Source organism: Bacteroides sp. D55t1_190419_B8 (assembly GCF_015558905.1).
GTDB lineage: Bacteria > Bacteroidota > Bacteroidia > Bacteroidales > Bacteroidaceae > Bacteroides > Bacteroides vicugnae.
Genome location: NZ_JADMOU010000016.1, coordinates 79,620 through 94,315, shown reverse-complemented (window position 1 = coordinate 94,315; position 14,696 = coordinate 79,620). Strand labels below are relative to the sequence as shown.

The window sequence follows — 14,696 nt, the reverse complement described above, 5'->3', positions numbered from 1 at the left end:
TCTATTTATGAGAAATATTTATTGTAGAACGTGTACCTGTCTGTTAGGTATAGTGCTGATGCTGTTTTCCGGCATCCAGGCAAGAGGAGCTTCTTGGGAAGTGCAGCAGGAACGTAAAATATCCGGTACGGTGATCGATGAAAAGGGGGAACCTGTCATCGGAGCTTCGGTGGTGGTTGTAGAGACAAAGCAAGGTAGCATCACCAATATGGACGGTAAATTCCAGGTGAGTGCTCCGCAGAACGGACATTTAAAAATCTCTTATATCGGTTATGAAACACAAGAAGTGGCTATCAAGGACCGGCAATTACTAAAAATTGTGTTGAAAGAAGAATCCACTGCTTTGAATGAAGTGGTAGTGGTGGGTTATGGTACGATGAAACGGAAAGAAATGACTTCGGCTATTTCGCATGTCGGTGCGAAAGACCTGAATCAAATATCCAGTCTCGATGCTTCCATGTTGTTGCAGGGAAAGGTATCCAGTGTCTCTGTTTCCAATACGGCTTTGGCCGATCCGAATAGTACGGGAAGTATTCAGATTCGTGGTATATCATCACGTAATGCCGGGCTGGGTCCGTTGATTGTTGTAGATGGAGTGCCGGGAGGTGATATGACGAATATTAATCCTGCGGATATTGAATCTATCGATGTATTGAAAGATGGTGCCGCTTCTGCTATTTATGGTACACGGGGTAGCAACGGTGTTATTCTTGTTAATCTGAAAAAGGGAACCCGTGACGGGGAAGTGCATACTACTTACAGTGCTGCCGTCACTTTCAATAAAGCAAAGAAAGAGCTGGACATTATGAATGCGGAGGAATATCGTGCTTATCGTACGGTGTCTAATCCACTTTCTGATATGGGAGCCAGTACAGACTGGTTTGATGCCGTTACCCGTTTGGGAGTGACACACATGCACACGTTAACCTTCTCCGGAGGTAATGCGAGGACCAATTATCGCGTAACAGCCGATTATCGTAAAGCGCAGGGAATCGACCTGCGTTCCGACCGTCGGGAATATGGTGCACGTGCCACCATCAGCCATACAACGAAAGATGGCTTGTTTACGTTCGCAGCCAATATGACTCCCCGTGTCATCGACCGGAACAAGTCAGCCAGTGTGTATGGCAGCGTTATTAAGAATAATCCGACGATGCCGGTTTATGATCCCGAATCAGCTAATGGGTACTATCGTTTTCCGTCCGGAGGAGATAGTTCGAATATTGTTGAGCAATTGAATGAGGAAGAAAATGGTACGGAGATTAAATTGTTGGAATGGAATGCTACTGCTGCCGTTAATTTGCTGCCATTGTTTAATCCTGCAAACCCGAATATGGTCTTGAAATCGCAGGTTACTGTTTCACAGTATCAGGTGGATAAGTTCAACGGATGGTTCATACCATCTACTTACGGTCCTAATGTGAATTCGGGCGTTGCCGGAAAAGCGAGCCGAGACTTTGATAAAAACACCAATAACAATCTGGAATGGGTGACCAACTTCTCTACACGTATGAAGGATCACCAAATCCGTGCAATGGTGGGTTATAGTTATAATTACGGTGTAAGTTCGGGTATGGGAGCCGAAAACTGGGATTTCTCTTCCGACGGCTTGACGTATAATAATCTGGGCTCCGGTCTGGAAGCAGCCAAAGAGGGAAAGACCATGATGAGTTCTTATAAGAATGACCATAAACTAATCAGTTTCTTCGGACGTGTTAATTATGACTGGAAAGAGCGCTATCTGTTTACTTTCTCTTTACGTCACGAGGGCTCTTCCCGCTTCGGTGAGAATCATAAATGGGGTAATTTCCCGGCTGTATCTGTCGGTTGGCGTATCTCGGATGAAAAATTTATGAAAGGATTTTCATGGATTGATGACTTGAAAGTGCGTTATGACTATGGTGTAACCGGTAATCAGGAAATTGGTAACTACCAGTCTTTGGCTACTTATAAGGCTTATGGCTGGTATCAGTATGGCGGTAACAACTTCCATGTATGGGGGCCGAGTAAGAATGTCAATTCGGAACTTCGTTGGGAGAAGGGACACAACCAGAACATCGGTTTGGACTTCTCGCTCCTCAAACACAAGGTGACCGGTTCATTTAACTATTTTCACCGTAAGCAAAGCGACTTACTCGGTAGCTATTCCGTATCGGTTCCACCTAATTTGTTCTCTACAATCTATGCCAATGTAGGTACATTGCGCAATACCGGTTTCGAGCTTGATATAACAGTCAATGCTGTCCGGACAAAAGACTTCACTTATAGTTTCACATTAGTGGGCGCTACTAATAATAACAAGTTTGTCAGCTTCTCCAATGATGTGTACAAGGGACAGAAATATTACTCCACCTGTAGCATGGCAAACCCCAATAATCCGGGATATTTGCAGCGGATTGAAGAGGGAGAGCGTATCGGTAACTACTTCACATACCGTTATGCGGGAGTGGATAAAAAGGGTGACTGGTTGATTTATGACAAGAAGGGAAATGTAATCCCTGTATCCCAAGGTACGGAAGAAGACAAAGCAGTAACCGGAAACGGTTTGCCGAAATTCACCGGTTCTATGACGCACAACTTCACTTACAAGAACTTTGATTTGACTGTTGCTCTCCGTGGTGCTGCCGGATTTGACATCTTTAACGTGCACGATTTCTATTTCGGATTACAGAGTATGAGTACCAATCAGTTGACCACCGCTTATTCGAAGAATGCCCATATCACAACAGGTAAGAATGTGATTACCGACTATTTCATCGAACCGGGTGATTACCTGAAGATAGACAACATTACTTTAGGATATACGATGAACCTGAATAAGAAGTACATCGAAAAGATACGCCTGTTCGGTACAGCTAACAATCTTTATACGTTTACGAAATTTACGGGTGTAGATCCTTCTACATACGAAGTGAATGGACTGACACCGGGTACTTTCGGAGGAGGATACAACTATTATCCATCTGCTTTCCAGTTTATTTTAGGTTTACAAGTAAGTTTTTAAAAGAAAAACAATTATGAGAATAACAAAATATATTATAGGATTGAGTATGATGGCAGGTACAGTGTTAGGCCTACCGTCTTGTACTGATCTGTCGGAAACGGTGTATGACCAGGTGATGTCCAAGAACTATTATAACACGAAACAGGATGTTATCAACGCTGTCTTCCGTCCTTTTGAACACATGTACTGCTGCATCTGGATACGTCATGAGAATGAAGAACTACCGGCAGACCAACTGATTACTCCTACTCGTGGTACTTGGTGGTACGATGGAGGACTGTGGGAAATGTATCATCGTCATCAATATGATGATATCAATCAGGGGGACTGGTTGAGTGAATGGGACAACTTTTATGTAGGCATTGGTCAATGCAATATGGTATTGGATGACTTGGCACAGTTGAACCCGTCTAATTTTGGTTTAAGCGACAGTGAATTTGAAAGTTTTAAAGCACAGCTGCGTTGTATGCGTGCCTGGGGTTATCTCCGTCTGTTGAATACACATCGCAACTGCATTTTAACGACCACGTCGGATCAGGCAGTGAACGAACTACCGGAAAACCGGAAACAAGTTTCTCCGCAGGTGATGTTCGATTTCATCGAAAGTGAATTGAAAGACTACTGTCTGACAGCTTTACCCTCCAAGAGTGGACAATCCGGCAATGGCAGCCAGCAGGGACAGTTTACCAAAGCTGCTGCGGCATCTTTATTGGTACGTCTCTATCTGAATGCAGAAGTATGGATCGGCCAGGCCAAATGGCAGGAATGTATCGATATGTGTAAACGTATCACTGGGGGAGAGTTCGGATATTATGCAATTGCTGATAATTGGTATGCACCTTTCGATTGGAATAATGAAATGTGTAATGAGGTAATCTTTGGTTTCCCCGGTTCTTATGGACTGACCAGCTGGCATCTGCAAAATGACAGAAGAACGGTTTACGGCCGTGGTTTGCCTTATGGCAGTGCGTATTACCTGAAGATAGAAGGAAATGGCGAACGGAATCCGAAATATGCACTTTCACCGAGCTATGACAACCAGCAACCACGCGAACTGTTTGACTATGGTTTGGGAATGGTTACGCGGAAGTTTGCTAAATATCAGGGAGATATACGATATAAGCAATATGTGAACACGGGTAATAACACACGTGAAGGTATGTTCTTTCTTGAAGGTAAGATTGCCAACTCCGCTGTCAGTGGAGGATATGCCAAGAACCCGGATAATCAGTATGTGATTTATTTGCGTGACCAGGTCGGACGATTTGAGGGAAATGCAGAATCAGGCTATATCTCCAATCCGGCTTATAAGGAATCCAAGTTGGGCAATGGTGACTTCAACTCCGGGCTTTACTGTGTGAAGTATCCTTTCTATCCATTTACCGGAGGTTATTATATCGAGTCTGACTACACGGAGATTCGTTTGGCCGAGATTATTTATTCGCAGGCTGAATGTCTTCTCCGTCTCGGACAGGCGGGTGAGGCTGGCAAGTTGCTGAACAGTGTGCGTAAACGCAACTATGAAAACTTTACAGCGAATATCGCTTATCAGCCGGAAGGTAACGTTGTGCTCGATCTGAAAGAAATGTTGGATGAGTGGGGACGGGAATTTCTGGCGGAGAGTCGTCGGCGTACAGATCTGATCCGCTTTGACAGGTATCAGGAAGCATGGTGGGATAAACCACGGGATGCAGACGATCATTATGAATTGTTCCCCTTGTCGCAGACGCAACTGGAACAGAATGAATATCTGAAACAGAATCCCGGTTATCCGGATATTTCCCGGTGAAATCGGTGAATTTGCGATTATTCTTATCTAATGTACAAGTTAAAAAAGAAAGAAAATGAAAAATAGATTATTCATAATATCGAAGCTATGTATGCTGGCTTTCATGATTCTGTTGGCACAGGGATGCCAGGAAGATTATGAGATGATAGATCCGCCTATAATGACGGATTACGATGACGATCTGGACGAAGAAGTGATTATGCAGAAAGGATTGGAGAGTTACTTTGTGACTCAATTCGGTGAAGGTGAGATGGATGGCAGTTCTTGGGAACAGGCGCTGGATGCGGCTGGCTTCCGTAAGTTGTTGAGCGGTTCAATCGATCTCTCCAAGAGTACGATTTATATGAGTCAGGGAAAATATATAATGTCCGAAGAGAGTGGGCTTGGTGTAATCGTCCGCAAGGATGTCAAAGCGATTAAGGGCGGATATAGCCAGTTTAGTGAAGGAACGGATGTTTCGGCACGTGATATAGATGCGTATGTGACAGTCATCAGTGGTGATGTGAACGGAAATAAGCAGGCGGATGCCGGTGATTGTGGTTTGTTGCTTGTCAAGAAAGGGCATATAGCTATTGAAGGGGTTACTTTTCAATATGGGTATGTGTCTGAAGCGGATGCGAGTACTACCGAATGTGGTAGTGGCATTTACGTGAGCGGCGGTGCCGGCGATACTTCTATTGAGTTGACCGATTGCGTGATTAGAGATTGTAAGTCGGGAGTAACAACTTCTGCCAAGCAGGGTGGCCCGGCTGTTTTTGTCTTGTCAGGACAGGTACGATTGAATAAGGTAAGCTTGTTGGACAATACGGCTGCAGGTCGTGGAGGAGCTGTTCGTTGTAGTAGCAAGACGGCAGTGGTATTTATGAATGGCTGTCTGCTGAAAGGTAATTCTCATAACGGTTCGTGGGGAAATGGTATTCAGATGTCGGAAGGACATATTTGTATAAACAATACCACGCTGATAGAGAATATGGGGACAGGTGCCGCTTTGAACGGAGGAGGTAGTATACTGCTGACTAATAACACAATCATTGGAAATGCGAATGATAGTCATGGGGCTGTACGCTGTGAGACGGGAGTTGGCGGTGATACGAAGTTTATTAATAATCTGTTGATTTCTGAAAATCCTTCGGCTCCGAGTTTTAATCTGAATGGTAGTAACTTTGAGGCTTTCTCGAAGGGATATAATGTGTATCAGCGTGTGACGGGAATAACGATGAGTGCGTCCGATACGGCTTATCCAAATCAGGTGAACGGTGCGCTGAATGAGGAGGGAGTGTATGTGTGGGATCTTAATCAGATTGGTTCGGTAAAAGGATATGCTACCAGGCAGGCGGTGATAGAAGTTGCGAAAAGCTTTAACCCGGTGGCTTCGCCTATTACTAATTTGGGAGAAGTGTTTGTGGAATGGATCGGTGAAGATGCTTTCGGAATAGACCAGCGGGGAGTGACTCGTAATGCCAATAAGATGCAGGCCGGTGCTTATGATGCTGTTCTGGCCAATTAAACTCTAAAACGACTGTAACATGAAGAAGATATTTTATATAATAGCTTTGGGCGTCGGACTAGCCGGATGCTCAAATAATGAGGATGAATTACTGTCAACGGGTAGTTTCCCCGAAGACCATGTAATCCGTATCATTACAGAAGTAAATGAACCTTTGTCGCGTGCAGGGTATGACGCAACGAATCTGGAACGTTTCGGATTGATGATCCGGAACAGCGAGAATGCTGCTTATAACTATCATAAGCAAATGGTTGGTTCCGGAAGTGCCTGGAGTACGTCCGACGGTCAGCAGATGCTTTGGGATGCGGAAAGAACGCCGGTGACGATGATAGCGTATGCGCCTTATATGAGTGAAGCCGCTCCAGATGCCTCTTTGGCAGTCAATGCTCTTACCAATCAGGCTACTGAGGAGAATGTGAAGTCCTCCGATTTTTTGTTGATGAAAGCAACAGTCGATCCGGAGCAGGATTTAACTGCGGATGGAAAGCTGAAAATCTCTTTGAGTCATGCCATGAGCAAGCTGATTATAAAAATCACAGTCAATGGAACGACAGATGCTGCGATGAATAAGTTAGGGGATATGTCTATCAATGGGGCTGTTGTTAATGGCATTTGTGATTTGTCGGCAACGGTTCCGATGGTTGTTCCTGCGCCAGATGCCGTGGTGGCTACTGTGGCTCCCTATAAAGGGACGGAATCTTGCGAATGTATTCTGCCTCCACAAAAAATAGCAGAGGGCTTCTCTGTGAACTTCAGCTATGACGGGAAACTGTATATCTGGACTGCAAAGGAAGCCATTGAATTGGAAAAAGGAGTGGAACATACTTTGACTCTGAATGTAAACACAACTGTCCGATTGGCTAGTAAGATGGCCAGAAATTGGGCAACCGGACAACTTATCGACCGGAACTAAAGAAGGAGGAGATATAAACTATGAAGATTACAAAACTGATATTGGCTGCCTATTTGTTGATGGGTATGGCGGCTTGTGATACAGATAAGGATATAGCTGTGTACAGTGAAGATTCCGGTGCTATTCAGATTGAAGCTGTAATTAATACCGTCTTTACACGTAGTAATCCCGATGCAACGGGAGATCTGCAGAAACAATTTAATGAGGGTGATGAAATTCAGTTAAGTTGTGAGGATGGATATCTGAATTATGTACTTTCGGAAGGAAAATGGGTGCCGACCGATAATTATTATTTAAGATGGGGGGAGGAACCGGTAACTTATTCGGCTTTTTATCCGGTAGTGAACGGAGCCAGTACGGCTAATTTTACGCTTCCCACAAACCAGCAACGTTTGGAAAACCTGGCTATGGCTGATTATATGACGTGTACCGTAGAGAATGCAACGGACGATGGTTCCCGTATTCTCCGTCTGGGTATGAACCGGAAAATGGCAAAAGTGATTATGACGCTTGCAGATGTAGGCGGACAAGCCAAGGTTCAGGGAGTAAAGATTGGTTCCTATCAGGGATATACAAACGGGGAAGTGGTATCGGGTACTTCTTTAATATCCCCTTTCATTACAGTTCCCGAAGGTGGTAAGGCAGGGCAGGATGGTTGTATGTATACTGCCATTGTGGCTCCCGGAAAAGCCGGGACAACTGCTACCTTTGTCTCCTTAAACTATTTGGGCGAAGATCTGGTGTTGCCCGGTATACCGGAACTGAAACCCGGAAGGTGTTATGAATTCACATTAAAAGTGGAAGGCTCGATCATAACTATCAGTGAACCGATTGTTTCTCCGTGGGATAGCGGTACTTTGCCGGGCGGAGATGCGGAAGAACTGCAACTGGCGGCTTACTATGTGAAAGAGCAACCTGCCGGAAATGCAACCGGTATGGATTGGGATAATGCAATGGGAGTAGATGCGTTACGCAACTTGTTGCAAACGAATAGTAACAGTGAAATTTCCAATGCTAATGCAGCCAAACTGGATGGTAAAAAGATTTATGTAGCTGCGGGCTCTTATGAGATTGCGAAAGAAAACTCCGGAGTGAAGATAGAATATAGCGGTTATAGTAAGCAAGTGGAAATAACGATTGAAGGCGGATATAATCCTTTAAGTACGGGAACGGATTTAACGAAACGTGACGTTGCTAAATATACGACTGCTTTCGTCAGAAATACGGGTAGTAATGCATCTGCTACAAATGACGGAATGTTTTGCCTTGGAAATCAAATAAATATAACTTTCAAAGATTGTGTTTTTGATGGACAATATAAGCAAGGTGATAAAGGAAATGTGAATGGATTCTATGTAGCGGCAGGTCAATCGGGCAATGCTATTCTGCAACTGAAAAATTGTGTCGTGAAAAACTTTAATCGTGAAAGTGCTTCAGATGCTGGTCCAGCTATTAAAATAGCCAAAGGAAATGTTTTCTTGGAGCATGTAGAACTTGTGAATAATAGAGGTGCTAATCGAGGAGGAGCCATTTTGGTAGGTAATAATAATGCTCCTTCATTATTCATGAATAATTGTTTGTTGCATGAGAATTATGCACCAGCAGCTTGGGGAACCGCTATACATGCCGGAAACGGGTATGTTTGTATGAATAATACGACTGTACTTGGTACGACAGGCACAAGTAATAATAGTGTTACTGTCAATGGAGATGCTTACTTTATGCTTGCTAATACTACGATTGTCGGCAATTCAGGAAATCCGAATGGTGTTTTCCGTGCAGGGAAAAATGCTTCTCTTGTGGTCAACTCTTTATTTGCCAAAGGAGCCGGAAATAGAACTATTTATGTAGGTAATATCACTTCCGGTGGATACAATGTATATCAGGCGGCAGATGCCGGTTGGGGAGCAGTTGCTACGGATACGGATTATTCATCTCAAACTCTTCCTATTGCTACTTTAACGGATGGCGTTTATCAATGGACTGTGACCAGTGTTATTGATGAATTTGCAACCAGGCAGGCTGTGATAAATGCAGTGAAATCCTTTGATGCAACTGTGGGGCAGCAATTTGTAGACTGGGTTGGTGAAGCCGGCTTTGGAGTGGACCAGCGTGGAGCAACCCGTAATGTCAACAAGATGCAGGCTGGTGCTTATGATGCAGGATTGTAACTGTGACCAAAATATAGTAGATATTGAATTAAGTAAGAAGATTAAATAACAAATGAAAGATATGAAGAAAAGCAAGTTTATAGTGCTTTTGTTGCTGTTCTGTTTGCAGTCAGGTTTCCTGGCTGCACAACGGGCGGAGCTCATTCGCAAAGATGTATTGAATCCGCACTTGGATAAGGTTTTAGTGGTGGCGCATCGCGGAAATTGGAGTATTGCTCCCGAAAACTCTTTGGCGGCTATCGATAGTGCTATTCAGATGAAGGTGGATATTGTAGAGATAGATATCCGTAAGACGAAAGACGGCGAGCTGGTTCTCATGCATGACGATACGGTAGATCGCACTACCAATGGTACAGGAAAAGTAAAAGATAAAACGTTGGCTGAAATAAAGCAACTCCGATTGAAGGATAAGGATGGCCAGTTAACGGAACATACTGTTCCTACTTTGGAAGAAGCATTGTTGGCAGCCAAAGGTAAGATTATGGTTAATCTGGATAAGGCCTACAGCATTTTTGATGATGTATATATTATATTGAAGAAAACCGATACTGCTGATTTAGTTATAATGAAAGGTGCTCAACCGGTGGAGACGGTGAAGCGGGAGTTCGGTTCTTATCTGGATAAGGTGATTTATATGCCTGTCGTAACGATTGATGAGGAAAAATCAATGAAGGTTGTTGAAGATTATATGGAACAGTTGCATCCGGTTGCGTTTGAGCTTTGTTACAGAAATGCTTCTAGTCCGGTACCTGCCAAAATGGAGCGCAGGCTGGCAGGGAAAAGTCTGATCTGGTATAATACTTTGTGGGCTTCTCTGGCAGGCGGGCATGATGATGAGGCTGCAAAGAAAGACCCGGATGCTAGTTATGGGTATCTGATAAACAAGTTGGGAGCACGAATCCTTCAAACAGACAGTCCGGCTTTTATGCTCAATTATTTGAGAAGTAAAGGGTGGCATGACTAATCACTAAGACTACATTTATGAATGATATAAAATTTTCTTTATGGACAGTAGGGTGGCTGTACATCCTATTTTTTGCAGGCGGTTGTAAATCGACGAATGATTCGGGAGCTCCGGTTTCTTTAACTTGGGAAATGGGAAACTACGATGAAAAGGGTAAATATTATGAAAATTCATTTCTGCTGAAGAATATATCAGATACTCCTGTAGGAAAAGAATGGGAGATTTATTATTCGCAGTTTCCCCGTACTATCCGCCAAGATGCTTCGTCACCGGTTAGAGTGGAGCAGGTGAATGCAACCCTTTTTAAAATGTATCCGGGAGAGGGCTTTATCTCATTAGCTCCGGGAGATTCATTGAAAGTGATTTTCCAGTGTGATGGGGAAGTGCCAAAGAATTCGCATGCGCCCGAAGGAAGCTACTGGGTGAGCCAGTCGGGAGCATCGAAAGGTAAGCCACTTCCTGTAACATTGAATAACATACCATTACCTATGACGGAATGGCAAAGAACGATTGCCCGGAAAACGTACGAAACAAACCTTCGTTTGAACAATGCTATTACTCCGGAGTTTCGCTTGACGGATATAATACCTTCCATAAAAAAGGTGATTACTACCGGAGGTAATATCTTGTTAGAAAAACAACTAGCTTTGACTTTCCATGAGGATTTTGCCAATGAGGGAAAACTGCTAAAAGAGAAACTTTCCGGATGGTATGGTTTGGAAGTAGTGCCGGAAGCTCCGGTAACCATTACTCTGGATTACCTTTCTGACAAGAAGAAAGCAGTTAATGAGGAATATTATGAATTGAGTATCGACGGTCAGCAGATCAGGATTAGCGCTACTACTCCGCATGGTATTTTTAACGGAACGCAGACCCTGTTGGGGTTGCTGAAAGGACAGGAGAGTCCGTTTCGGTTGGAAGCAATGTCTATAAAGGATTATCCGGATTTATTATATCGGGGACAGATGTTGGATATTGCCCGGAATTATACAACGGTGGATCACTTGAAGAAACTGATTGATATTCTATCTTCTTACAAACTGAATGTGCTTCAGTTCCATTTCTCGGATGATGAAGGTTGGCGGCTGGAAATTCCGGGGTTGGAAGAACTGACTGCCATCGGATCACGACGGGGACATACTACCGATGAAAAAGATTGGTTGTATCCGGCTTATGATGGTGGATATGATCCGTGTGCCGCTACATCGGGAAATGGTTATTATACCCGGGAGGAATTCATTGATTTATTGCGATATGCAACCGAAAGACATGTGCAGGTCATTCCGGAAATAGAATCTCCCGGCCATGCGCGTGCGGCAATTGTAGCAATGAATGCGCGTTATCGGAAATACATCGATACAGACCCGGAGAAAGCGAAGGAATATCTTTTGAGTGACTTGCAGGATACTTCCCGATATGTTTCCGCACAGGCCTATACGGATAATGTTATGAATGTAGCCTTACCTTCCACTTTCCGTTTTATGGAGAAGGTGATTCAGGAAATTGTGAGCATGTATAAGGAAGCGGATGCGCCACTGACTACCATTCATTTAGGCGGTGATGAGGTGGCTAAAGGGGCATGGATGGGATCACCCTTATGCAGAACGCTCATGGAAGAACAGGGAATGGAAAAGGCACATGATTTGGCCGAATATTTCATTACCCGGGTGGTTGATTGTTTGCAACAGCATAATTTATCCTTTAATGGCTGGCAAGAAGTAGCTTTAGGGCATAAGAAAGATACTCATACTTATTTGGCTCAACACGCATCCGGTATCAATTCATGGAAGACTGTTCCCGAATGGAAAGAGGATGAAATTCCTTATCAGATAGCCAACAACGGTTATCCGGTTATTCTCTGCAATGTGAATAATTTCTATCTGGATTTGGCTTATGATGCTCATCCCGATGAACCGGGACATTTCTGGGGCGGATATGTGGATGAATCCAAAGCCTTTTCCATGCTTCCATTCGATGTCTATCGTTCTTCCCGTACGGATATGGCGGGAAATCCGGTTGAGATCAGTTCCGCAGGAAAAGGAAAAACGGCTTTGACCGCATCCGGCAGGAAACAGATAAAAGGCGTACAAGCCCAACTGTTTGCCGAAACAATTCGAGGATTTCAATGGGTAGAATATTATATGTTCCCTAAAGTGATGGGACTGGTAGAGCGTGGTTGGAATGCACATCCGGACTGGGAAACTCTTTCCGGAGCAGCAGAGCAACAGGCTTTTGACCGGGATCTGGCACTATTTTATGAGAAAATCAGTGTAAAGGAAATGCCTTATTGGAGCCGGATGGGGGTAAACTTCCGTTTACCGCATCCCGGACTCTTCGTGAGAGATGGACTTCTGTATGCGAATACTCCTATCGAAGGAGCACAGATATGTTATACGACGGATGGAACTGAACCGACGATTGATTCGATGCTATGGGAGGCCCCTGTAACCTGTCAGTCTGCTGTTGTAAAAGCAAAACTTTTTTATAGGGACAAGCAAAGTGTAACCAGCTGTTATTTACAGTAATTAGTGGAATAGTATAATAGATGTACTTTTAATTTCTATCTGTTTTATTCTTTAAAATACGAAGATTTTCTCTACATTTGTCTTTATTAGTCTTGTAATCTTCTATTAAAGTTTAATACTCCGATGAAAAAAAAGTACCTGTTGTTTCTTTTGCTTCTCTCTTTTCCACTATATACCTGGGCCGATAAAACCCTGGACTCGCTGTTGAATGTGCTTGATTTGACGATTCGGGAGCATGAGACTTATGTGGTTCAACGTGAATCGCGTATCAGACATCTTAAAGAACTGACACACGGAATAGAAGTTAATTCTGTGGAACATTATAACCTGAACAGTCAGATATACAAAGAATATAAAGCCTTTATTTGCGACTCTGCAATCCATTATTTGAATGAAAATATACGGATTGCGGAGCGCTTGCATGATATAGACCGGAAGATAGAAAGTCAGTTGCAGCTTTCATTATTATTATCTTCAACGGGAATGTACACGGAATCTATTGATGTTTTAGAATCGGTAGACCGGCAGAAAGTCGTATCCCGTTTAATAGCTGATTATTACACTTGCTTTGACCATGTGTATGGCGAATTGAGCGTTTATACCCAGGATAAAACTCTTTCAGGACATTACTGGAGTATCTCGCAGGCATATAGAGATTCTTTATATGCCATATTGCCTCCAGAATCGGAAGAATACCTACTGATGCATGAAGCATCACTTCGCGATCAACGCCAATATGAGGAAGCCCTGAAAGTGAATGACCTTCGGCTGGCAGAAATAGAAGCGAACACTCCACAGTATGCATTGGTCACTTACCATCGTTCTTTGATTTACAAGTATAGTAATGATAGCTTGGGAGAGAAACGGAATCTTTGCCTTTCTGCTATATCGGATATCCGTTCTGCCATTAAAGACCATGCCTCGTTGTGGATGCTTGCCCAGCTACTTTACGAAGATGGTGATATGGAACGTGCGTACCAATATATGCGCTTTTCCTGGAATGCGACGAAATTCTACAATGCCCGCTTGCGTAGCTGGCAGAGTGCCAATGTACTTTCATTGATTGATAAGACCTATCAGGCTATGATTGAAAAGCAGAATGACCGTTTGCAACAGAATCTGCTGCTTATCACCGCATTATTGGTGCTATTGATCGTAGCTTTAGGTTATATCTACCGTCAGATGAAAAAACTGGCAGATGCAAGAAATCATCTTCAGGTAGCTAACAAGCAGCTAAACGGATTGAATGAAGAATTGAGGCAAATGAATAGTTGCCTGTCTTCTACCAATATAGAACTTTCGGAGTCTAATCAGATTAAAGAAGAATATATTGCCCGTTTTATAAAGTTATGTTCTACCTATATCAATCGGCTGGATGCTTACCGGCGTATGGTGAATAAGAAAGTATCTGCCGGACAGATTGCAGAATTATTAAAGATAACGCGTTCGCAGGATGCTCTTGACGAAGAACTGGAAGAATTATATGCAAACTTTGATACAGCCTTCTTGCATCTCTTCCCTAACTTTGTGGGGAAATTCAATGACTTATTACAGGAGAATGAACAGATTTTGCCGAAGAAAGGCGAGTTATTGAATACTGAACTGCGAATCTTTGCTTTGATACGTCTGGGTATTGAAGACAGTTCACAAATTGCAGAGTTTCTTCGTTATTCGGTGAATACAATTTATAATTATCGGGCGAAAGTAAGAAATAAAGCCCGTGGTTCGAGAGAAGATTTTGAAGATTTAGTACGAAAAATTCGCTAATTCAGACTGTAAACTAACCACTTTTTTAGATATGTGTAACGAGCGTAAATAGGTGA

General features: G+C 43.3%; 8 protein-coding genes. All 8 read left to right on the top strand.

The features are described 5' to 3' along the window. The first annotated feature begins 7 nt into the window (after nucleotides 1–7). The 8 genes from I2I13_RS14715 to I2I13_RS14680 all read left to right on the top strand — a co-directional run bounded on the left by I2I13_RS14715 (nucleotide 8) and on the right by I2I13_RS14680 (nucleotide 14,640). The gene (locus I2I13_RS14715) at nucleotides 8–3,004 is read left to right on the top strand and encodes a SusC/RagA family TonB-linked outer membrane protein (RefSeq protein WP_195649822.1); all 2,997 of its coding nucleotides are present in this window, start codon (nucleotides 8–10) and stop codon (nucleotides 3,002–3,004) included. 13 nt (nucleotides 3,005–3,017) lie between these two features. After that, the gene (locus I2I13_RS14710) at nucleotides 3,018–4,793 is read left to right on the top strand and encodes a RagB/SusD family nutrient uptake outer membrane protein (RefSeq protein WP_195649821.1); all 1,776 of its coding nucleotides are present in this window, start codon (nucleotides 3,018–3,020) and stop codon (nucleotides 4,791–4,793) included. Nucleotides 4,794–4,848: 55 nt separating this feature from the next. After that, nucleotides 4,849–6,300 (top strand): right-handed parallel beta-helix repeat-containing protein, encoded by a 1,452-nt coding sequence (locus I2I13_RS14705; RefSeq protein WP_195649820.1) that lies wholly within the window; start codon nucleotides 4,849–4,851, stop codon nucleotides 6,298–6,300. A 19-nt stretch (nucleotides 6,301–6,319) separates the two neighbouring features. Next, nucleotides 6,320–7,213, top strand: a complete 894-nt coding sequence (locus I2I13_RS14700) for a fimbrillin family protein (protein WP_195649819.1) — start codon at nucleotides 6,320–6,322, stop codon at nucleotides 7,211–7,213. A gap of 20 nt (nucleotides 7,214–7,233) precedes the next feature. Next, a complete protein-coding gene (locus I2I13_RS14695; RefSeq protein WP_195649818.1) occupies nucleotides 7,234–9,384 on the top strand; it encodes a fimbrillin family protein in 2,151 nt (716 codons plus the stop codon). Between the two features lie 61 nt (nucleotides 9,385–9,445). Next, nucleotides 9,446–10,348: a glycerophosphodiester phosphodiesterase family protein gene (locus I2I13_RS14690; RefSeq protein WP_167511791.1), complete on the top strand. Its 903-nt coding sequence runs from the start codon at nucleotides 9,446–9,448 to the stop codon at nucleotides 10,346–10,348. A 17-nt stretch (nucleotides 10,349–10,365) separates the two neighbouring features. Further along, nucleotides 10,366–12,873, top strand: a complete 2,508-nt coding sequence (locus I2I13_RS14685; protein ID WP_195649817.1) for a family 20 glycosylhydrolase — start codon at nucleotides 10,366–10,368, stop codon at nucleotides 12,871–12,873. A 123-nt stretch (nucleotides 12,874–12,996) separates the two neighbouring features. After that, complete coding sequence (locus I2I13_RS14680; protein ID WP_195649816.1) at nucleotides 12,997–14,640, top strand: DUF6377 domain-containing protein; 1,644 nt, start codon at nucleotides 12,997–12,999, stop codon at nucleotides 14,638–14,640. Nucleotides 14,641–14,696 lie beyond the last annotated feature (56 nt).